Raw genomic sequence first — 22,126 nt, 5'->3', positions numbered from 1 at the left:
GAATTATCATGGCTAAAAATGACAATATGATCGCATCTGTACTCGCATTTGAAAAAAAACTTGTTTCCTCAGATGGCTATTTGTATGGCACAACCTGGGAAAAACGTACGCAAGAATCAACGCCACTTAATCTGATTGAGAAATCCGTACGAGGTACTATCTCGAATCGTCTTAAACCAGCGATTCAAAATGACCCACTAAAATTGAATGCAGAAGTTGAAAAAGCCAATCTACAAAAAGTAGATGCTTGTGCTTTGGGTGAGCATCAAGATACCTTGAAATTACATTTCACATTAAAGGTTTTAGGCGGAGTAGAAACACCTTCTGCATGTAATAACGCCTTATTTAAGCAGTCTTATGAAACGGTCGCCAAAAACTATATAGAGCAAGAAGGCTTTACCGAGTTAGCTAGACGTTATGCCATCAATATTGCAAATGGACGTTATTTATGGCGCAACCGAATAGGCGCAGAAAAGATCGAAGTTCATGTGCAGATTGGAAGTGAGCATTGGATATTCGACGCAAACGAATTTTCAACACGGCATTTTGATAGTTCGCACTCCGATGTACAAGTTTTGGCTGATAAAATTGCAGAAACTTTGAGTGGAAAGGCACCAGCGTTTCTCATTTCTGTTAATGCCTATGCATTGGTCGGTATAGCGCAAGAAGTGTATCCGAGTGAAGAATTGGTTTTGGATAAAGGTAAAGGCGACAAAAGCAAAATTCTCTATGCAGTGAAAGATGTCGCTGCCATGCATTCACAAAAAATTGGAAACGCACTTCGTTCAATTGATACATGGTATCCAGAGTTTGAAACAGCCAACATTGGTCCAATCGCCATTGAGCCATACGGTGCAGTGACTAATCTTGGCAAAGCTTATCGAACGCCAAAAGAAAAGCTTGATTTTTACAGTTTGTTTGATCGCTTTGCTTTAGGTGAAAAGCTAGCCAGCAAAGAACAAGAACACTACGTCATGGGAGTTTTGGTTCGAGGTGGGGTCTTTGGTCAAAGCAGCAAGGAATAAGCCATGAAATACTATCAGGAACTTACTCTACTACCGCAAGCTGAAGTAGGTATGTATGCGATTTGGCCAAAGCTATATACGCAACTTCATTTAGCATTGGTCGAAATCCAGAATGCATACCCCGATCAACCAGTTGGCGTGTCTTTCCCTCAATATAAACTTGGTCAGGAAAATATCTCTGGTTTTATAGGAAATAAATTGAGAATATTTGCACTCGATGAAGCTACGTTGGCACAACTAGATTTGGCAAAATGGCTTCGTCGACTGAATGATTATGTGCATATTACGCAGGCGCGGGCAGTACCAGAAAATATCAAACGGTATTATTGTTTTAGCCGTGTGCAAGCGAAATCAAATGTACATCGACTTGCCAGAAGAAAGGCAAGTCGAAAAGACATTTCGCTAGAACAAGCACTGATGTCATTGGAGGGATTTAAAGAACAAAAATTGCATCAACCTTTTATTAATTTAGGTAGTTTAAGTCGCGGTGAACGGTTTCAACTGTTTATTGAGAGGGAAGAATTCTCTCAACCGATGTCCGGTGTTTTTACCTCATACGGGTTAAGCTCAGTCGCGACTGTTCCTGATTTTTAAGCCGTTGTAATGCTGATCTTAAATATGAGGTTATAGGGCATGAAAACCAAACTCCAAGTAATGGAACATGAAGTTGGTTCTTACACATTCAATGTGTATTGAGTATATTTGCATCACTGATATTGCTCGCTACAAAAGTGTGGACAGAACCGACATTATTGTTGGTAACTGGTTGCGTAATCGTAACACTATTGAATTTCTAGGAATCTGAGAACAATTGAATAATCCCGGTTTTAAACCCATCGAATTCGATGGGTTTAGAAAGGAAGCCGGTCTCAATAGTTTTACCTTAACACCTAAACAATGGATAGAATCCACTGGCGCAATCGGCTTGATCTCTAAGGCGGGACGCTACGGTTGCACTTATGCGCAGAAGGACATTGCGTTTGAGTTTGCGAGTTGGATCTCGGTAGAGTTTAAGCTTTATTTGATCAAAGAATTCCAACACCTGAAAGCGCAAAAGTTTGCGCAGTTAGGTTGGGATATTCGACGCAATTTGGCCAAGGTGAACTACCATATTCATACCGATGCAATCAAAGAAAACTTGATTCCCGACACACTCACCAAACAACAGATCAGTACGGTGTATGTAAGCGAGGCCGATTTATTGAATATCGCTATATTTGGCGTGTCAGCTCAATAATGGTGAAATGCGAATCCGAGGTTTGCAGGCAATATGCGTGATCAAGTGAATATGCATCAGCTAGTGTGTTTACAAATTTAGGATCGATGAATGTGCTAGCCATTTCGCAAATCACGATCTTGCTGCGCAGTACAAATAGGCAACTGACACCGTAAATCCGCCATTGGAAGGTGTTTGGTCAATACGATCAAACACCAATTTATACCAATCAAATTGCTCTTTAAAAAAACATTATAAAAATCAAATAGTTGCAACAAGCCCTTAGAACATTGGTGAAAACCGAAAAAATGCGCTAAGTGTTTGTTGCAACTTATTTTTTTCTTAGTAGAATGCTGTTCACTGCCGCACAGGCAGCTTAGAAAATTACTGCAAGATGTCAATATCGGCTGGTTACGTTCACTGCCGCACAGGCAGCTTAGAAAGTTTCCCAAGCAGATTCTTCATCTTTACTGGGGTTCACTGCCGCACAGGCAGCTTAGAAAAAAGACAAACGCACAACGCCAGCGTGAGTTTCGTTCACTGCCGCACAGGCAGCTTAGAAATAGGGAAGCATGACAGCGATGAGGGCGCTCTTGTTCACTGCCGCACAGGCAGCTTAGAAAGCCAGTTGCCATGCCGCGCGCGCGTGGGCTTCGTTCACTGCCGCACAGGCAGCTTAGAAATTTTTAGCGTAGTAATTTATTTTTTGCTTTACGTTCACTGCCGCACAGGCAGCTTAGAAATCTTGAAGTGATTCAGCTTCTTTTACCGCCTCGTTCACTGCCGCACAGGCAGCTTAGAAAAGCGAAACTGTAAATAACTTATCAAAGAAAATGTTCACTGCCGCACAGGCAGCTTAGAAAAATGCTGTCGCAATGTGCTTTAGTTTGAGTTAGTTCACTGCCGCACAGGCAGCTTAGAAAACAAGCTGCCACGTCTGGAGAGAGCAAGTCCTGTTCACTGCCGCACAGGCAGCTTAGAAATACTGATTTCGTTTCGATAGTCATATCGTCTCGTTCACTGCCGCACAGGCAGCTTAGAAATCTGGCAATTTAACCGCAACACCCGCCGCACCGTTCACTGCCGCACAGGCAGCTTAGAAAAAAACGTTGCGGCGGGTCAAATGGCCTCTTTGGTTCACTGCCGCACAGGCAGCTTAGAAAACAAAAGGGTGGCGGGCTGAATTTGAGGCCGTGTTCACTGCCGCACAGGCAGCTTAGAAATTGCTTTAAACCCTTCAGAAAGAAAAACATGCGTTCACTGCCGCACAGGCAGCTTAGAAAGACACCCGCGAATCCTTGCACGCCAACAATACGTTCACTGCCGCACAGGCAGCTTAGAAATACGCACCCAAGTACCAATTAAACCTCCCTTGGTTCACTGCCGCACAGGCAGCTTAGAAAGCGAATGCGATTGACTTCGTCAAACAGCGAGTGTTCACTGCCGCACAGGCAGCTTAGAAAGCTGAATAAACCTCCTTCAGCTTTGTACACATGTTCACTGCCGCACAGGCAGCTTAGAAATACTGCACATACACCCGCCGAGGTGTACGCCAGTTCACTGCCGCACAGGCAGCTTAGAAATGCGTAGAAGTCCAATACCAAGCCGTGTCAAAGTTCACTGCCGCACAGGCAGCTTAGAAATCAACTATCAATTGCTGTACAGCTTGACGACGGTTCACTGCCGCACAGGCAGCTTAGAAATTCACGATGTCCCATGCTTGCATTATTGCCTCGTTCACTGCCGCACAGGCAGCTTAGAAATATTCGAGTCGTCGTTGAATGTCGTGTCAGAAGTTCACTGCCGCACAGGCAGCTTAGAAATATATAAGATCGCCTTAAGAACAATAATAACTGTTCACTGCCGCACAGGCAGCTTAGAAAGCCGCCAATCGGTGTAACTACTATTCGCGCATGTTCACTGCCGCACAGGCAGCTTAGAAATTGAAAGGAAGTAATGATGACTAACACTGAACGTTCACTGCCGCACAGGCAGCTTAGAAAGTGAATCGGCCTAGCGCGACCTTTCTGGTGCAGTTCACTGCCGCACAGGCAGCTTAGAAAAAATAAGCCAGATCGACTGAAATGGTTGAGCCGTTCACTGCCGCACAGGCAGCTTAGAAAAAATTAAACGACAGCAAGACCATCCTGCAGCCGTTCACTGCCGCACAGGCAGCTTAGAAATTTGATCGCATAGATACGTTTGGCGGTGCGCTGTTCACTGCCGCACAGGCAGCTTAGAAATATCAAGCCAATTTTTTGCGAACGTCTACCTAGTTCACTGCCGCACAGGCAGCTTAGAAAGTACTGGCCGCCGCCGTGGAAGCCCTGCATCCGTTCACTGCCGCACAGGCAGCTTAGAAAAATTGAGTCAGTGATTGCGATTGCTTTGGCATGTTCACTGCCGCACAGGCAGCTTAGAAATCTGCCAAGCCACAAGCATCAGAAGAGGCGCTGTTCACTGCCGCACAGGCAGCTTAGAAATCGCAGGGCCTGCACCTGTGACGACCGCCGACGTTCACTGCCGCACAGGCAGCTTAGAAAGTCATGACACATCTTGCAGAGTGACTGCAAATGTTCACTGCCGCACAGGCAGCTTAGAAAAATACAACCAGCTCACTATGACGAGTACGCAGGTTCACTGCCGCACAGGCAGCTTAGAAACTGCGGGGTCACTAATGACAACAGCATTTGCCAGTTCACTGCCGCACAGGCAGCTTAGAAATTTTCCGCAGACGTATAAAACGCCCACGATCTGTTCACTGCCGCACAGGCAGCTTAGAAATCAATACAGTTTCAAGCAGCGTCTCCATAGTAGTTCACTGCCGCACAGGCAGCTTAGAAAGAAAAAGGAATTTCTAAATCACGTCAACTATCGTTCACTGCCGCACAGGCAGCTTAGAAATTGAGCCGTTTGCATTCCTGCCGGATATCCGGGTTCACTGCCGCACAGGCAGCTTAGAAAGCTTGCACATCGTCATCTAATCCCTCAACTATGTTCACTGCCGCACAGGCAGCTTAGAAAAGCTGAGGCCGCTCAGCGATGCGTCTAGCTGCGTTCACTGCCGCACAGGCAGCTTAGAAAAAAAACAGGCTTGTATGAAGCCAAAAATTCATGTTCACTGCCGCACAGGCAGCTTAGAAAAGCAACAACAATTCGAACCGTTGGCCCAACTAGTTCACTGCCGCACAGGCAGCTTAGAAATTGAACGGTAACGCCGTTTGGAGACGTTACACGTTCACTGCCGCACAGGCAGCTTAGAAATTGAATATGACTGACTATGGCGCGATCAATGCGTTCACTGCCGCACAGGCAGCTTAGAAAAATGCGTGCAGACGGTTACGCATTGGGCGGTAGTTCACTGCCGCACAGGCAGCTTAGAAATATCCAGAAGATCGCAAAGCTGTAGCACGTGCGTTCACTGCCGCACAGGCAGCTTAGAAATCAAGGACGCACGATTGCGCCATGTTGTGAACGTTCACTGCCGCACAGGCAGCTTAGAAAGAAAAAACGAACAAACGGGCGCATTATCTTTTGTTCACTGCCGCACAGGCAGCTTAGAAAATAAGCGCCAAGATTGCGCGAGTCGCCCAAGCGTTCACTGCCGCACAGGCAGCTTAGAAATAACCGTCATCGCTGTAGGTCTTGGTGCAATTGTTCACTGCCGCACAGGCAGCTTAGAAATGTGGATCGAGGGCGATAGAATGATGCTAACTGTTCACTGCCGCACAGGCAGCTTAGAAATTCTTCAATGTCGTCAGGAAGTCGGTAGTCTCGTTCACTGCCGCACAGGCAGCTTAGAAAATTCTGCCAATTGTTTATCTCTTTTAAAGCCTGTTCACTGCCGCACAGGCAGCTTAGAAAATTTAAGGGATATGTTGGAGATTGGGGAAGTCGTTCACTGCCGCACAGGCAGCTTAGAAATATCAACCACATCAAATAAACAGTGTAGCAACGTTCACTGCCGCACAGGCAGCTTAGAAATATCAACCACATCAAATAAACAGTGTAGCAACGTTCACTGCCGCACAGGCAGCTTAGAAATAACATCGGATATGAAACGGATGAGCCAAGTTGTTCACTGCCGCACAGGCAGCTTAGAAATTTAACTGTTGACGGAGCCGTACAAAGAATTAGTTCACTGCCGCACAGGCAGCTTAGAAATTGGGACGATATTCTTGCGTTATCTTGTGTTGGTTCACTGCCGCACAGGCAGCTTAGAAAACCGTATCCATCCCTAAATTTCTCAATCGCAAGTTCACTGCCGCACAGGCAGCTTAGAAAAACCAAATACCATGCTTTCGTGGACGCTGCGTGTTCACTGCCGCACAGGCAGCTTAGAAAATTGAGGCATTATTTGGAATGATGAAAGAGTTGTTCACTGCCGCACAGGCAGCTTAGAAAGAAGCGACCGGCGTTAGGAAACTTCTTAACCAGTTCACTGCCGCACAGGCAGCTTAGAAATTAGTTATTTAATCGCGCATATGTCTGAGCAAGTTCACTGCCGCACAGGCAGCTTAGAAAAGAAGCGAAAGCCGCGCCAGCATTAGGGTTACGTTCACTGCCGCACAGGCAGCTTAGAAAGAAGAAATACGTTTTGTTTTGAAACTTATTCAGTTCACTGCCGCACAGGCAGCTTAGAAATAATAGCTTTGACTCGCAATCCATTTGCGGTGGTTCACTGCCGCACAGGCAGCTTAGAAAAGTACGACATGTTCTGGCAAAGCGCTTGTTAAGTTCACTGCCGCACAGGCAGCTTAGAAAATTAATGCCAGGTCAATCTTTCCGCATTGATGGTTCACTGCCGCACAGGCAGCTTAGAAACTATCGAGTCAATCAATGGTAAAACAGCCATCGTTCACTGCCGCACAGGCAGCTTAGAAATGAAGAAAACCAAGCAAGGATTGAATTAATTCGTTCACTGCCGCACAGGCAGCTTAGAAAATTAGATACGTCACATTGAGCATGTGGTCATGGTTCACTGCCGCACAGGCAGCTTAGAAAAGCCGCCAAAGCCGCACAAGCCAGCCCAATATGTTCACTGCCGCACAGGCAGCTTAGAAAAATCAAAGCCGCGGCTTTGTCTTGGGTGTAAAGTTCACTGCCGCACAGGCAGCTTAGAAAAACAGAAAAATCAGAATTACACGTTACAGACAGTTCACTGCCGCACAGGCAGCTTAGAAAATTAAGTAAAACGATTCAACATTGTTTCTCGTGTTCACTGCCGCACAGGCAGCTTAGAAATTGAATGCGTTGGCAATGACCTGTATGTAAAGGTTCACTGCCGCACAGGCAGCTTAGAAAATGCAGAATGGATGGAAAAATATCCTGACGCTGTTCACTGCCGCACAGGCAGCTAAGAGAAAGCCCAGTAACTTGCTAAGACGGTTTGAAACGTTTAAGAGGGAAAAGCATGAGAGAAGGTTAAATACTTTCCTTGTTGGGGAAATGAAAAAAGCGGAATTCTATTGGATATGGAATTCCGCTTTTCAACTTAGACAGCATACTTTGTTTATCGCAGAACAAGCTTGTTGTTCTGGAAATGCTTAGCTAACCCATCATATCAAAACTTCTTACCCTTAGTAGCCGCCTTCACAGTAGCAAATCTCCCTCCACTACCACCACGCGCTGTCACTGGTTTTTTCTCTCGTTTGGTTTCCTTCTCTGCCACACGACGATTACCACCCGTAATACGTTCTTTTAACGGAACAGGTTTAGCATTGACCAACATCGTGCTGGTGCCGATTTCTTTGATCTCTAATTTTTTGCCTGCGACCCAGACGCCTTTGAGGTGATTGAGGATGTCTTTTGGCATGCCGATTGGTAGATCGACTGTGGAATAGTCGTCAAACAGGCCAATGTGGCCGATGAGTTTGGCGTCTAGGCCTGCTTCGTTGGCGATGGCGCCGACGATGTTGCCTGGTGTGACTGCGTGTTGTTTGCCGACTTCAATGCGGAAGGTTTGCATCGGGATCGCTACTTTGCCTTTTGTTTCTGCGCGTTTTTTATCGGCTTTGGCTGGCGCTGCTTCGTCCGGAAGCGATGCCGCGCGGGCGACGACTTGATCGAGTTTGCTGCGATCTTCGCGTGGGGCGCGCTCAGTACGCTCATTGCGCTCAGTACGTTCAGCACGAGGTGCGCGTTCTGTTCGTTCACTGAATTTGCGTGGTGCTTCATCTTTGCTGCTGGTTGCTTCGCCATCCGCACGAATGTTCAAAGCTTGTCCAGCGACGCGCACGCTCTTTAAGTGCGTGAGCATGTCTTTTGGCAGGTCTTCGGGCAAATCTAAGACGGTGTAATCGTCATAGATATCGATGCGGCCGATATGTTTGGAATCGATATTCGCTTCGTTGGCAATCGCACCGACGATGTTGCCTGGCTTGACGCCGTGTTCGTGTCCGACGGCGATACGGAAAGTGCGCATGCCTGGCTCTGCTACGCGTGGGCTGTGCTCGCGACGTGGGCCGCGGCTTTCGCGCTCACTGCGATCACCAAATCTATCGCCTCGGTCACCGCGTTCACCTCGTGCAGGGCGATCTCCACGTTCGCTGCGACTGCCGCGTGAGCTGACTTCATCGCGCCAGCTGTCGTCGTTTTTGACTTCGCGTTTATTTTTATCGAGGAGCAAAGGTTCATCGCCGCGTGCCATTTTGGCGAGTGCGGCGGCGATTTCGATTGCGGGCACGTTGTGTTCTTGCTCGTACGATTCGATCACGCTGAGGAATTGTTCGAGTTCACCTTCTGCCAACGTATTGGTGATTTGATCTTTAAAGCGCGCAATCCGTACATCGTTGACGGCTTGGATCGTCGGCAATTCGAGTGGTGACACGGGTTGACGGGTGGCGCGTTCGATTGCTTTTAAGAGATTTTTTTCACGTGGGGTGATGAACAAAATCGCTTCGCCGCTGCGACCTGCACGACCGGTACGTCCAATACGGTGCGTGTAGCTTTCTGGATCATACGGCACATCGTAGTTGACGACGTGGCTAATGCGTTCCACATCGAGGCCGCGTGCGGCAACGTCAGTCGCGACCAAGATATCGATCTTGCCATCTTTGAGTTGTTGTATCGTGCGTTCACGTTGTGCTTGTTGAATGTCGCCATTGATCGCAGCGACTGAGAAGCCGCGTGCAGCTAATTTGTCTGCGAGTTCTTCAGTCCCGAGTTTAGTACGAGCAAAAATGATCATGCCGTCAAAGGTTTCTGCTTCGAGAATACGTGTCAAGGCATCGAGCTTGTGCATGCCGCTGACCAACCAATAACGTTGGCGGATATTGTCGGCAGTGCCGGTTTTTGCGGCGACGGTGATTTCGGCTGGTTTATTCAAATAGGTTTGCGCGATGCGTTTGATGACGGATGGCATGGTCGCAGAGAACAGCGCGGTTTGATGGCCTTCTGGTGTCTCTTGCAAAATGCGCTCTACGTCGTCAATAAAGCCCATGCGCAGCATTTCGTCGGCTTCGTCGAGTACCAGTGTTTTGAGTTGGGATAAATCGAGCGAGCCTTTGTCCAAATGGTCGATCACACGACCTGGTGTACCAACCACCACGTGCACGCCACGGCGCAGTGCGGATAATTGTGGGCCATAGCTTTGACCGCCGTAGATCGGCAAAACATGAAAGCCAGGAATGTAACGCGCATAAGTCTGAAATGCCTCTGCGACTTGGATCGCCAATTCACGGGTAGGTGCTAACACCAGTGCTTGCGGCGCAGTTTGACGGATGTCGATATTCGACAAAATCGGTAGCGCGAACGCCGCTGTTTTACCCGTACCCGTTTGTGCTTGTCCTAGGACGTCACGACCATCTAATAAAGTCGGGATGGTTGCTGCTTGAATCGGCGATGGCGATTCGTAGCCAACGTCGCTCAAGGCGCGTTGGATGGCTTCACTCAATTGCAGATCAGCAAAGGTGATAGTCGGGGATAATTGGGCTTCAGACATGGGGCGGGCTCACTAGAGGAATAACAGGTACAAGAGGTATGAGAGGCGCGTTTTTCGCAGGATACGAAAAAGCATAAGGTCGTAGTTTACTCTTAGATGCTGTTTCTGCCTAATGGCTTTGCTATTTTTCGCTTAAAAATCATGCAATTAGCTTTAGAAGCGGGAGTTTTAATGGTAAAAAAATATCTTCTGCCGAGTTGCTCATCTTATGACAGTCATTTTGCCGTGTTGGCTTGCCGCTGATTTTTGTCTATATCGGCTTGGAATAGTCTCATGTGGCGTTGATGATAAAGATAGTTTTTTCATCTTGCTTCTGGTGTCGAATGCGGGTATTTTCATTATCCACTATCTGATTGAATTTGCTGTAGTTCTTAATCTCAAGACTGGGCGATTATGACTGACTTCTGTGAAATCTTGGTCGTGGATGATATTTCGGCGATCCGCGACATTATCGTGCAACAGCTCAAAGCCTTGGCTTACTCCAAAATTCAGATTGCCACCAATGGCGAAGAAGCGATGCGTCTACTGAAAGTGCTGACTCCCAAACTAATTATTACCGATTGGTCGATGCCAGTAATGAGCGGTCTGGAACTATTGCTCGCCGTGCGTAGAGACCCGCGTTTGAGCAGCATTCCTGTCATTATCGTCTCGGCGGAAATGCAGCGCGACTACGTTATGCAAGCTATACAAGCAGGTGTCAGTGATTTTTTATTTAAACCATTTAAGCCAGACGAGTTAGCACGCAAAGTGCGGAATGCGCTGACCAATTCTTATCACAAGCTCAGCAGCTCAGATAACAACGCTGAGGCTGTCGCCAATAAACCTGAAAATAAACGTCCCACAGTATTGGTGGTGGACGATACGCCTTTTAATCTACGGATGGTGGCGGGGCTATTACAAGACCAGTATCAAATTAAGGTGTCGGCTAACGGACTTAAAGCGATCAGTGTGTGCCAAGCCGCCCCGCCGGACTTGGTGTTGCTGGATGTGATGATGCCCGAGATTGATGGCTTTGAAGTTTGTCGTCGCCTCAAAAATGATCCCCGAACGGCTCATGTTCCTATCATTTTTCTGACGGCCATAGGTGAGGCCGACAAGATTGCGCAAGGCTTTAATTTGGGCGCGGTGGATTATGTGACCAAGCCGATTGATCCTGTGATTTTGAAAGCACGTGTCGCTGCAGCGATACGCATTTCGCTTAATCATGAACATATGCGCGAGAAATACGATCTCTTAATGGAAAACTCGCGCTTGCGAGAAGAGGTAGAGCGGATCGCCCATCATGATATTAAAAACCCTTTAGCCATTATTTTGGGACACACTGCGACATTTTCCGAAGACAGTACACTGACTGAAGAACAGCGCGGAAAAATTAAAATCATAGAACAAAGCACCTACGATATTTTGCAATTAATTGATTTATCCAGTGACCTCCTCAAAATCGAGCAAGGCCGCTATGTGCTGCAAACTAAGCGGGTCGATCTAAATGCTTTGATACAGCGAGTATGTGAAGAAAACCAGAAAATTTTCGCCAGTAAAGGCGTGGTGATCGAAGCAAAGTTTGTGAATAATAGTGTGCAGGATGATAGCGCGCAGGCCGATGCAATGGAGCATGTGCAATTGCAAGGCGAGCAGTTGTTACTGTATTCCATGCTACATAATTTGCTTAAAAATGGCGCGGAGGCGAGTCACGCTGGTGACTATGTTTTATGTGAACTGATCGTTGGTGAAGTGATTGAAATCCGTATCCATAATCCTGGACGCGTACCTGCCGCGGTCGAAGCGCGGTTTTTTGAAAAGTATGTGTCGCATGGTAAAGTCGGCGGCACGGGATTAGGAACCTATTCAGCCAAACTTATCGCCGAGGCGCATGGCGGTACCGTTAGCATGAAAAGCTCGGATGAAGACGGTACCACCGTGACGCTACGTTTTCCGCGTTAACAAGCGGTGTCTAGTTTCTCTTGGCGCTGATTTATTCCAACATAAGTCTGAATATAAGTCTGAACCTAATTTTAAACATAAGCTCGCTCGCCACGAGGCAAATCAGACAAAGCCTAGATTTCTGCTACTGACATCAAAGTTCGACAAGTTAGGTAACAGACTGAGTAATTCCGAGTCAGAAATCCCTAACCATTTACCCAAAGTAGCCGCGTATTGATCCACCGAGGTGGTCGGCAATAAACGTCCTTGACCCACGTCGTCAGGGCCATTGCTGGCGATGATAGGCGCGGTGCCGTAAAAGCGTTTGCCATTGACTGCGCCCCCCAACATAAAATGCATGCTGCCCCAACCATGATCGCTGCCATCGTTATTTCCACTCAAGGTGCGACCAAAATCGGAAGCGGTAAACGTCGTCACTTGATTGGCGACGCCTAGTTCTAGCGTGGCGTTGTAAAAAGCTGCCATCGCATCGGCTACCGTTTTTAAGAGAACGGGATGTTCAGTGAGTAATCCATCGTGATTATCGAATCCCCCTAATGATACAAAAAACACCTGACGCTTAGTGCCTAAAGTCGGCGCCGCTGCGATCATGCGTGCCACCATTTTGAGCTGGTCGCCAAGGCTGTTGTCGCTTGGGAAAACCGTTTTTATTTCTGGGCCAGACGTAAGCGCGCTGCTGAGTACGAGATCAGCATCGATGGAACGTTTGCTGACGCGGTTATATTCATTTTCAAACAGGTGTGTGCGACTTTGCGTTACCAGCTGACGTAGGGCTTCTGAGCAAGCGCTGGAGCCAAATAAAGGTGACTGTAAGCCCGCCAATGGCACTGATCCATTGGTGGTGATTTGGTATTGAACGGCTTGCTTGCCAGCCAGATAGACGGCATTGCCTGATACATTGACGCAAGTAAAAGTCGCACTGCCATTGCCGGCGGCGAATAGGTCACCCATACGACCGCCCCAACCCGAAGTTGCGCCTTCAGGTGAGGATGATTGCCAGACTGATTGTTGGTCATTATGTGAAAATAATTTGGGCGGCAGTGGCACGCTTTTATTGCTGTATTGAAGTTTACTAGTGGGCTGTATCAAGGTGCCGACATTGAGTAGCACACCCATTTTTCCCGCATTAAATATAGGCAGCAGCGGTGCTAGCTCGGGTGCCAATGCAAATTCTCGTGCGACGCCTGCATTATCGATGGGCGTGGTGCTAGGTACTAAAAGCGTGGAGCTTAAACTGGCACGTTGATAGGCCAGGCTGGGGCGTAATTGTTGGTAAGCATTATAGTTGCTGCTGTCGTAGGGCACTAAGGTATTCCCATAGTCATTGCCACCGTACATGAATACACAGACGATGGCTTTGTAATCAGTCGCATTGGCGGCCGCCGCTTCTGCCATGGTGGCCAAATTGATCGCCCATGGTGTCGCCACGCCTGCGACTGCCAGCGCCGAGCCTCGTTGCAGGAACGCGCGACGCGATGCGTTGATGTTGTTTGGTTTATTGGGGATATTTGGATTCATGATGTTCTCTCTTATTGTTCGCAGTTATTGTTCTACATCAATGTACTATTTCAAGACGATAAATTCAGGTGCAGCTAAGACCAGCGTTAAGGCTGCATAGATTCTTTGATTGCGGTCTCGCTCATTTTTTATCGGCATACTGGCGATTGCATTGACGATGCTGTTGGTGTTGTTGCTGTCGATTTGATTGGCGGCCAATAAAAGGTTGAGCTCCGCCACCAGTGCCTGAGGCTTATCTGCGAGGCTAAGTAGTGCGCTGTAATCTGCGCGCAAGTCGCCGACATTGCGCGCTCCGCTCACGGCGCTTTGCATAAAATTGATATAGCCTACGACCGAGGATTCACTGACGATTTGCATTTCTGGTGCGACTAAGTTGGCGTTTGCAATCGCGCTGTTGGGCGGTACATAGCCAGGTCGGAAAAAATTAAATACGGACGGAGAGCGCAATGGGCTTTGGCCTAATTTAGTACCCGCATCAGAAGTGTCGCCGATACGCCAGGTGTCGCTGGCCGAGTTAGCGTTGAAACTGCGCGCCCAGTTTAAAAAACGAATCATGGGCTCACGCACTTTGCCAAAATCCGTTTTGCTTAGATTGGCTGGCGTACGTGCTTCTTCATCTAAGAGTATGGCTTTGATAACTGCTTTTAAATCACCTTTAATGCCTGCGCTATTAGCGCTAAATACTGCGCTAACACGGGCTACATAAGCAGGGCTGGGATTGCTAGTGACCAATCGCTGTATTAATTGGCGCGAAATGAACGGCGCGACATTGGGGTGGGCGAAGATGATATCTAAACTCATACTCAACGCCGCTTCGCCACTAAGACCAGCGGGGATGGTTTGTCCGAGAAAGCTAGAGGCACCGCTTTCATGTTTGGCGGGGATTTGCTTGAGCGGACGACGGTGATAATCAGGTGTGCTTAGATTACTGCTACTTAAATCAAAATCCCAGCCTGTGAATACACGTGCCAGACCTGTGATATCGTCGAGCGTATAAGTTTCTGAGGGAATGCCGTTTTGTAGCACCACGCTACCGTCTTGATGTAGCTGAAGTAAGCCTATGCTAAATAATTGCATCAATTCGCGCGCATAGTTTTCATCGGGTAGCGCGCCGGTAGTGGGATTGAATTTGGTATTGCCACGAAAGGTTAAATACAAACTCATCGCGGTCGAGGTGCTGACTTTTTCTAATAAGTCACGGTAATTGCCAAAGCAATTAGCTTCGAGTAGATCTAGATAGTGCGCGGCGGCGAAGGCTTTCCAACCGCCGCCATTCACCAGCCCATTGATGCTAATTACCAAAATTTCTGATAACGCCAAGCTCACTCGTTGCCGCAGTGTATCGGGAGAATTAATCAGTTTGCGCCAGGCGCAAGCATCGAATCCGGCCTGTGAATTGCGCAGGCTAATATCATTCATGCCTTTGGACACCAGCCAATCCCAGCGGCTCATACTAGGCGGCATTGCCATTTGCTCATCAAGCCAAGCGCTGTAACCTAGATTTTGCACTTTGACTATCTGGGCGCGGGTAATTTCCAAACCTGCTTGTGCCAAAAAACGCGCCGCCTCGGTCTCGCTTATTGCGACGAGAGGTGCATTGGCAGGCGCACCTGCCATGGTGGCATTATTAGGATTGTTGGAGGCGGCTTGTTTATCGCCATTGTCTGTGATCGAGGAATTGCCACCGCATGCGCTGAGCGAGAGCAAAACACCAGCGCTTATGGCTGAAGTTGTGGGATTGAAGTTTATTGTGTTGGTCATCATATTCCCTGTCTTGGGCAAGTGGGTTACGGTACTAGGATGTGCGCCAGTGTGTGATTTGGACTGCCAGCGGATGTGCTAAGACTAGTGAACTGATGGCGCTGGAACAAGCAGGCTTTGTAAGCAAATGTGAACGTTAGCACTGAGCCAACTAAGTCGATTTAAGCTGCAAAAAGAGTGGGATATGCGTGTTTTTCTGCGAAGTTTTGTTACATCTATTGCGCAAATACACAATTTGTTTTGCGATGACGATGAACGAACGCTAATAAATTAGGCTATTGCAATGGTTTGATACAAGCTTTGCACTCAGATTGAGGTATCCTTGCCAACTTCCATAAAAAAGCAAAGCAATTTGAATTAGAACCGCATGAAGTTGTACACAGAATCACGAGAGCGCGAGCTAGAAGAGCAGGGGACAATTCTGATCCATATTCGCATTCGACCTAGGCGTCTGGCTGCGATTACTTTGGTGTTACTGCTGCATGGTTTGCTATTGTTTTTTTTATTGAAAATTCGTGCCGATATTCAAAACGGTAAGCCCGTAGGCGGCCCCATGGTGTTTGTCATGGACAAAATCGCGCAACTCAAAAAGGGCGAACCTACACCCAAAAAGTCTGCCGCTAAAGCGCCACCAAAATCGTCCAGTAAAGCGATTTCACGTCCAGTCAATCCTGATGCGATTGTTGAACGTACGCCAGAGCCAGTGAAGCCCGTCAAAGTTGAAGAGCCGCTGCCGGATATGGCAAGCATGCTTAACGCGGCTCGCGAACGACGTCAGCAATCAGAAGCCGCCGCCGCGGCTGAAAATCAGGCGGCACAACAGGGACAACGTGGACAGAGCGCCCAAGAAATTGCTGAAGCAAATGTAAAACGCAGTATGCAAAGAGCGTCTGGACAAGACGGTACCAGTGGTGTGTTTCAGATTACTAGTAAAAGCGTGCGCATGGGCACGTTTACTTTCCGTGGTTGGAAGGTCAATAGCAATGGCTGGAAGCAGACGATAGAAGTGGATGCTGGTTTAGGTGGCAATATCGATTTAGCAATGGTGCGTAAGATGATAGAAATTATTCGCACCCATTACAAAGGCGATTTTCGTTGGGAATCAAATCGACTGGGACGCGTGGTGAACCTTTCGGCGCGGGTCGAGGATAGTGCTGAGCTTGAAGCCTTTATGCTGGAAGAATTCCCAGAATTTGCCAAGCCTAAGCGTTAATTTCTCTGTTCGCTTAGGCTGGAATTTGCATAATTAATTATTTGGCTGATTGAAATTTAAGCAGCGAAATTGAGCGTCGATTTTTCAGATTTTAATAAACGTAAAACGACCAAGGCACGTACCAAGAAGGCGCCGTTCAGTACACCAAATAGTGCGCTAAAGCCCAAGGTAAAACCAGCCTGTTGTGCTAACGCTGGTTGTATTGTCAAACTTATCGCGACGGCATATTTAGCTACAAACATCGTTACAATCAAGCATAAAGGCAGCCAGCTTCCTGGTACGTGGAATAATTGACTTGCCGAATCAAAACTGACCCCGCGACCTAGACCGAGCTGTAATAAACTGGATGCGCTAATTAACAATGCGCCTACCCATACCAGCAAAACGGATGCCGACAATCCCAAACTTGTCGCCATGCCTGACAGCGATAGTCCTAACATCACCAAGGGTAGAATGCAAAGACGTTGCAGAGAGATTTGACGATTGCGAGTTTGGCTAAAGCCAAGTACACACAAACCGGCCAGTAACAACCAAACCCAGGTTGGTGTGTGTGATACTAAGTTTGTTGCGAAAGCTGAAATCATATGCGTTGTCATGTTGTTCTCCGGTATATTGAGTAAGTCGTAGATCTGTAGTGTGAAGCTGTAATGAATCGTGGAATAACGTCACTATGCCGAACACCAATGATGACGACTAGCTGAATGCGACTAAGCGCAGATTTTTTCAACTTAGAGGTCGATTTTTGACGTGAATGGTAGGAGCCTTAGGTGGCAAACGATGCTGCATGGCAATGTTAAAATACGGTTTATACTTAAAAGCGGGAGAAACATCGTGCTCAATCTACATCTGGGAAACATAGGACAAATTATTCAACTGGCGATTGCACCTGTGTTTTTGCTGACGGGCGTTGGCACTAATCTGACTGTGTTGACTAATCGACTGGCGCGCATTATTGATCGGTCACGCGTGTTAGAAGAAATTGTGACCTCGCAAGGGGACAAAGGTTTAACACCGATTATGCGGATTGAGTTGGATGAGTTATATCAGCGTTCGCATTTAATTAATCGTGCGATTACTTTGAGCTCGACTTGTGCCTTGCTAGTTTGTTTAGTCATTGCTGCGCTATTCCTTGGTGACGCCTTGGGTTTGCAACTCGACAAAATTATTGCTGCTTTGTTTGTGTTGGCCGTATTGGCCTTGGTTGGTAGCTTTATTTTCTTTTTGCGTGAAATCTTTGTCGCAACCAAAACCTTAAGACGCCAACGCGAACATGGCGCGAAGTTCTTACCTTAGTCAATCGCCAATAATCGCCACTTATTGCCTCAGAGCGTGAACGAAAAACCACGCTCCCTATCATAAGTTCCCAAAACCAAGGCCCAAGGCTTGTGTTGCCTTTCAGTTGAGGCACAATGGAATTGCTATTGCCATATTGTGCGCCGCGCAGGCATTGATTTCCGCCTTTAGCCCCTGCTGGCACCTGCGATCAACGACCCACTTCATTCCCTGACAGGAGTTGACGATGATGACCGTGCCCATCATTATAGATTTCGAAGCCTCTGGTTTTGGACAGGGTAGCTACCCTATTGAAGTTGGCTTTTCAGGTCGTCATGGTGAAGGCTGGTGTTCTTTGATTCGTCCTGAAGATGAGTGGCGTCATTGGGATACTCAAGCGGCGAATATTCACGGGATTCCTCGTGAGGTCTTGGTAGAGCGCGGCAATACGCCACAGTTTGTGGCTGAACAATTAAATTTCTTCCTCGGTGGACGCACGGTTTACACAGATGGCTGGGGGCAGGATTATGTGTGGATGGCGCTCTTGTTCGACGCGGCACAAATTACGCCTAAGTTCAAACTCAATGATCTGTTTGAGATTATCGACGATGAGCAAATGCCAAACTGGCATGTCACCAAAGAGCAAATTGCAAAAGAGTTATGTGTCGCTCGACATCGTGCCAGCAGCGATGCTCGGGTCTTGCAGTTGACTTGGTTGCGTACCTTCGACGAGGCCAAGAAACTAGCTGTATAAAAAATCAGTCTTTTTTGCGTAAGCACGGAAACAGCCTCATACACTCCCGTATAATATCGGGATGCAAAATCTCCTACACAATCTCAATCCCGAACAGCTCGCTGCTGTGACGCTCCCCGCCCAATCTGCGCTCATTCTGGCAGGTGCTGGCTCCGGTAAAACCCGCGTTTTAACGACCAGAATTGCTTGGTTAATTCAAACCGGACAGATCTCACCAAATGGCGTTTTAGCGGTGACCTTTACCAATAAATCGGCCAAAGAAATGCTGACGCGTTTATCCGCCATGCTGCCCATCAATACTCGTGGGATGTGGATAGGGACTTTCCACGGTTTATGTAATCGCTTACTGCGCGCGCATCATCGCGATGCAGGTTTGCCGCAGACTTTTCAGATTCTCGATTCGGGCGATCAGCTTTCCTTCATCAAGCGCTTATTGAAGGCAAATAATATTGATGACGAAAAATACCCGCCTAAGACCTTGATGTACTTCATCAATAGCGCGAAGGACCAAGGTCTGCGGGCAGCACAAGTCGATGCTTACGATGATTTCAATCGCAAAATGGTGGCCTTATACGATCTGTATGATCTGCAATGTCAGCGTGAAGGGGTAGTCGATTTCGCCGAGCTCTTATTGCGCACTTACGAATTACTCAGTCGCAATCAACCTTTACGCGAACATTATCAGGCGCGTTTTAAACACATTTTGGTCGACGAGTTTCAAGATACCAATGACTTGCAATACAAATGGCTCAAGTTGATGGCGGGCACGCATGGCGCGGTATTTGCCGTCGGTGATGATGATCAAAGTATTTATGCGTTTCGTGGTGCGAATGTGGGCAATATGGCCGCGTTTGAAAAAGAATTTCGAGTCGAAAATCTCATTAAGTTAGAGCAAAATTATCGCTCGCATGGTCACATCTTAGATACCGCCAATGCGCTGATTGAACATAACAGCAAACGTCTCGGCAAAAATTTGCGCACCGATGCGGGTCATGGTGAATTGGTCAGAATCTTCGAAGCCAGCAGCGATATTCAAGAAGCACAATGGATTACCGAAGAAGCCAAGAATCTCATTCGTGATGGTTTTGAACGTAGTCAGATTGCGATTTTGTACCGCTCTAATGCGCAGTCGCGCGTGATCGAGCATGCGTTATTTTCAGCTAATGTGCCGTATCGCGTGTACGGTGGCCAGCGCTATTTTGATCGTGCCGAAGTCAAACATGCGATTGCCTATTTGCAGTTGATGGACAATCCACATAATGATTCTGCCTTTATGCGCGTGGTCAATTTTCCTGCTCGTGGAATAGGTGCACGTTCGATCGAACAGCTACAAGATGCGGCCAAACAATACAATATTTCTTTGTATGCGGCAGTCCCGTATGTGGCGGGCAAAGCGGGTTCTTCGCTAGGTGGCTTTGTTAAATTGATCGAAAGCGCACGCTTTGAAACACAAAATTTACCTTTGCCCGAAATGGTACAAGTCGTGCTCGATTTGAGCACTTTGTTGACCCATTATCAGACCGAAAAAGAAGGCGCAGATCGTATAGAAAACTTAGAGCAATTGGTCAATGCAGCGACTTTATTTGTGTCGGAAGAAGGCTTTGGGCACGATGCGCCGGCTTTGGCTGGACCGGCGTCACGCCCGGCTAGCAGTTTGATCGCGAATGCGGATGGCGTAGAGATTATTGATGCAGACGCCGCCTTACCCACCGTGATGTCGCCGCTATCGGCGTTCTTATCGCATGCGTCTTTGGAGGCGGGTGATAATCAAGCGCAAGTCGGACAAGATGCGCTGCAATTAATGACCGTGCATGCGGCCAAAGGTTTGGAATTTGACGCGGTGTTTATTGGTGGTTTAGAAGAAGGCTTATTCCCGCACGAAAATAGTAGTCAGGAAGAATCTGGCGTAGAGGAAGAGCGTCGCTTGATGTATGTGGCAATTACTCGTGCTCGTCAGCGTTTGTACATCACTTTTTCTCAAACCCGTATGTTGCATGGACAGACGCGTTACAACATGCGTTCACGCTTCTTCGATGAGATGCCAGAAGACGCTTTGAAATGGTTATCGCCGAAAATTCAGCCGACTTGGTTTGCCCGCCCTAAATCGGCGTGGGATGACGCACCAGAAACTGGCGCTAATGCCATTGCGAACAGTTTTAATAAGAAACAAGCAAACACCGGAAGTGGCTGGCGCATAGGAGAAAATGTCGCACACGCCAAGTTTGGTGAGGGCGTTATTGTGAACATCGAAGGCAGCGGGACAAACGCCCGCGCCCACATTAATTTTGGTAAATTTGGGATGAAGTTGCTTGATCTGAGCATCGCCAAATTAGACCGGATTTAATTTTATAGGACTTACGCAAAACAGACGCTAGCGTCGTTGCTGTCGCCTCGTCGTACAATTGTACTGCCTTCGGCGACGCGCCCCCGACTAAGGCATTCGAGGGCAGGCTCTAGCTAGCACAATTTTGCATAAGTCCTATTTTAAAGATTAAGGGTGAATTAGAAGTGATAAGCGGTCGTGGTCATTACCTTAGCCATGCCGCGCATTAATACCTTAATGGGTGCGGGTAAATCACTGGCACCTAAGTTGTGTGCTGCTGCACCGTGTTCGATTTCATCGACACGCATTTGCTCAACTATGGCGCGTGATTTTTCATCGCTCGCAGGTAGCTCTTTTAAATGATTAGCGAGATGCGCTTCGACTTGTTTCTCGGTCTCCACTACAAAACCTAGACTGATCGCATCACCGCAACGACCGGCAATCAGGCCGCAGGCATAGGCACCTGCATACCAAAACGGATTGAGCAAACTGGTATGAGAATTGAGTTGTTGCAGACGATCCGCAGTCCACGCGAGATGATCTTCTTCCTCTATGCTGGAGTGCGCAAATTGTTGACGTACTTCATTAGATTTTGAAAACACGGCTTGCGAATCATAAAGTGCTTGGGCGCACACTTCACCGACATGATTGACGCGCATTAAACCCGCGCTGTGCTTACGTTCTGTCTCGGATAATACCTGTTCATTGCAGGCGTTTCCTGGGTTGCTGCGAGACGCTTTTGCCTGTCCAGAAACAACGCGTAAAGCACGATCAAAATTAATCAAAAAATGATCGAAATTTTTACTAAACATAGTTATTGAAAACCTGTGAAAAATGCAGTGGAAGACGCGTATTGTAAGGCTTCATCGCGATATAACCTTGATAGCGCTCAATTTTTTTGTTAACAGAAAAATTGGTCTTGTTGCTATTTTTTCGTACTTAAATTGCGCAATGTTGTTGCAATGCCACATAAAACGGAAATATGTCTTATAATAGCGTGATTCAATTTGCCCAAAAGAGTGTTATTTGTTCCAATGCCACTTAGTATAAGAGGCAAAAAGCAACCGCGCGTGATGTACTGCGAGGCGGCACCAAGAGACAGAATATATGGCAGATAATTATTTATAGCACTGCCAAATAAAGAAATTTATTAACCTTTGG

The 22,126-nt window shown here is 47.4% G+C and carries 13 protein-coding genes and 1 CRISPR repeat array; of the genes, 8 read left to right on the top strand and 5 right to left on the bottom strand.

Going from position 1 to position 22,126, the window contains the following annotated elements; translation table 11 throughout:
* The first annotated feature begins 8 nt into the window (after positions 1 to 8).
* The 3 genes from csy3 to ACFFJH_RS15385 all read left to right on the top strand — a co-directional run bounded on the left by csy3 (position 9) and on the right by ACFFJH_RS15385 (position 2,262).
* Positions 9 to 1,025, top strand: a complete 1,017-nt coding sequence (gene csy3, locus ACFFJH_RS15395) for a type I-F CRISPR-associated protein Csy3 (RefSeq protein ID WP_390213818.1) — start codon at positions 9 to 11, stop codon at positions 1,023 to 1,025.
* 3 nt (positions 1,026 to 1,028) lie between these two features.
* Complete coding sequence (cas6f, locus tag ACFFJH_RS15390; protein ID WP_390213817.1) at positions 1,029 to 1,619, top strand: type I-F CRISPR-associated endoribonuclease Cas6/Csy4; 591 nt, start codon at positions 1,029 to 1,031, stop codon at positions 1,617 to 1,619.
* A gap of 217 nt (positions 1,620 to 1,836) precedes the next feature.
* The gene (locus ACFFJH_RS15385) at positions 1,837 to 2,262 is read left to right on the top strand and encodes a KilA-N domain-containing protein (RefSeq protein WP_390213816.1); all 426 of its coding nucleotides are present in this window, start codon (positions 1,837 to 1,839) and stop codon (positions 2,260 to 2,262) included.
* A 334-nt stretch (positions 2,263 to 2,596) separates the two neighbouring features.
* Positions 2,597 to 7,605: direct repeats of the CRISPR family, unit length 28 nt; unit sequence GTTCACTGCCGCACAGGCAGCTTAGAAA.
* A gap of 199 nt (positions 7,606 to 7,804) precedes the next feature.
* Here the strand turns inward: ACFFJH_RS15385 and ACFFJH_RS15380 are convergent.
* The gene (locus ACFFJH_RS15380) at positions 7,805 to 10,183 is read right to left on the bottom strand and encodes a DEAD/DEAH box helicase (protein WP_390213815.1); all 2,379 of its coding nucleotides are present in this window, start codon (positions 10,181 to 10,183) and stop codon (positions 7,805 to 7,807) included.
* A gap of 393 nt (positions 10,184 to 10,576) precedes the next feature.
* Here ACFFJH_RS15380 and ACFFJH_RS15375 point away from each other — a divergent pair, with 393 nt between their 5' ends.
* On the top strand, positions 10,577 to 12,124 hold the full coding sequence (locus tag ACFFJH_RS15375) for a response regulator (protein ID WP_390213814.1): 1,548 nt from the start codon (positions 10,577 to 10,579) through the stop codon (positions 12,122 to 12,124).
* 102 nt (positions 12,125 to 12,226) lie between these two features.
* Here the strand turns inward: ACFFJH_RS15375 and ACFFJH_RS15370 are convergent, their stop codons facing one another.
* Both ACFFJH_RS15370 and ACFFJH_RS15365 read right to left on the bottom strand, forming a co-directional pair.
* The gene (locus ACFFJH_RS15370; protein ID WP_390213813.1) at positions 12,227 to 13,642 is read right to left on the bottom strand and encodes a DUF1501 domain-containing protein; all 1,416 of its coding nucleotides are present in this window, start codon (positions 13,640 to 13,642) and stop codon (positions 12,227 to 12,229) included.
* A gap of 45 nt (positions 13,643 to 13,687) precedes the next feature.
* Complete coding sequence (locus ACFFJH_RS15365; protein ID WP_390213812.1) at positions 13,688 to 15,406, bottom strand: DUF1800 domain-containing protein; 1,719 nt, start codon at positions 15,404 to 15,406, stop codon at positions 13,688 to 13,690.
* A gap of 364 nt (positions 15,407 to 15,770) precedes the next feature.
* On the opposite strand from ACFFJH_RS15365, the gene ACFFJH_RS15360 reads away from it, so the two are divergent.
* On the top strand, positions 15,771 to 16,616 hold the full coding sequence (locus ACFFJH_RS15360) for a hypothetical protein (protein WP_390213811.1): 846 nt from the start codon (positions 15,771 to 15,773) through the stop codon (positions 16,614 to 16,616).
* Between the two features lie 56 nt (positions 16,617 to 16,672).
* On the opposite strand, the gene ACFFJH_RS15355 is transcribed toward ACFFJH_RS15360, so the two are convergent.
* On the bottom strand, positions 16,673 to 17,212 hold the full coding sequence (locus ACFFJH_RS15355; RefSeq protein WP_390213810.1) for a DUF6622 family protein: 540 nt from the start codon (positions 17,210 to 17,212) through the stop codon (positions 16,673 to 16,675).
* Between the two features lie 235 nt (positions 17,213 to 17,447).
* On the opposite strand from ACFFJH_RS15355, the gene ACFFJH_RS15350 reads away from it, so the two are divergent.
* The 3 genes from ACFFJH_RS15350 (at position 17,448) to ACFFJH_RS15340 (ending at position 20,986) form a co-directional block, all read left to right on the top strand.
* Positions 17,448 to 17,909, top strand: coding sequence for a DUF2721 domain-containing protein (locus ACFFJH_RS15350; protein WP_390213809.1), 462 nt, complete (start codon positions 17,448 to 17,450; stop codon positions 17,907 to 17,909).
* Between the two features lie 226 nt (positions 17,910 to 18,135).
* On the top strand, positions 18,136 to 18,642 hold the full coding sequence (locus ACFFJH_RS15345; RefSeq protein ID WP_390213808.1) for a 3'-5' exonuclease family protein: 507 nt from the start codon (positions 18,136 to 18,138) through the stop codon (positions 18,640 to 18,642).
* Positions 18,643 to 18,703: 61 nt separating this feature from the next.
* A complete protein-coding gene (locus ACFFJH_RS15340) occupies positions 18,704 to 20,986 on the top strand; it encodes a UvrD-helicase domain-containing protein (protein WP_390213807.1) in 2,283 nt (760 codons plus the stop codon).
* A gap of 158 nt (positions 20,987 to 21,144) precedes the next feature.
* On the opposite strand, the gene coq7 is transcribed toward ACFFJH_RS15340, so the two are convergent.
* Entirely contained in the window at positions 21,145 to 21,777 is a 633-nt protein-coding gene (gene coq7 / locus ACFFJH_RS15335) for a 2-polyprenyl-3-methyl-6-methoxy-1,4-benzoquinone monooxygenase (protein ID WP_390213806.1), read from the bottom strand.
* Positions 21,778 to 22,126: the final 349 nt, after the last annotated feature.

This window comes from Affinundibacterium danionis (genome assembly GCF_042432465.1).
Taxonomy (GTDB): domain Bacteria; phylum Pseudomonadota; class Gammaproteobacteria; order Burkholderiales; family Burkholderiaceae_D; genus Undibacterium; species Undibacterium danionis.
The sequence above is the reverse complement of the archived record's forward strand: the minus strand, read 5'-3'. Positions and strand labels throughout refer to the sequence as shown.

Bases quoted from the DNA above. Each gene is read 5' to 3' on its own strand.
- csy3 (WP_390213818.1), top strand. From the start codon at position 9: ATGGCTAAAAATGACAATATGATCGCATCTGTACTCGCATTTGAAAAA.
- cas6f (WP_390213817.1), top strand. From the start codon at position 1,029: ATGAAATACTATCAGGAACTTACTCTACTACCGCAAGCTGAAGTAGGT.
- ACFFJH_RS15380 (WP_390213815.1), bottom strand. From the start codon at position 10,183: ATGTCTGAAGCCCAATTATCCCCGACTATCACCTTTGCTGATCTGCAA.
- ACFFJH_RS15375 (WP_390213814.1), top strand. From the start codon at position 10,577: ATGACTGACTTCTGTGAAATCTTGGTCGTGGATGATATTTCGGCGATC.
- ACFFJH_RS15370 (WP_390213813.1), bottom strand. From the start codon at position 13,642: ATGAATCCAAATATCCCCAATAAACCAAACAACATCAACGCATCGCGT.
- ACFFJH_RS15365 (WP_390213812.1), bottom strand. From the start codon at position 15,406: ATGATGACCAACACAATAAACTTCAATCCCACAACTTCAGCCATAAGC.
- ACFFJH_RS15360 (WP_390213811.1), top strand. From the start codon at position 15,771: ATGAAGTTGTACACAGAATCACGAGAGCGCGAGCTAGAAGAGCAGGGG.
- ACFFJH_RS15355 (WP_390213810.1), bottom strand. From the start codon at position 17,212: ATGACAACGCATATGATTTCAGCTTTCGCAACAAACTTAGTATCACAC.
- ACFFJH_RS15345 (WP_390213808.1), top strand. From the start codon at position 18,136: ATGATGACCGTGCCCATCATTATAGATTTCGAAGCCTCTGGTTTTGGA.
- ACFFJH_RS15340 (WP_390213807.1), top strand. From the start codon at position 18,704: ATGCAAAATCTCCTACACAATCTCAATCCCGAACAGCTCGCTGCTGTG.
- coq7 (WP_390213806.1), bottom strand. From the start codon at position 21,777: ATGTTTAGTAAAAATTTCGATCATTTTTTGATTAATTTTGATCGTGCT.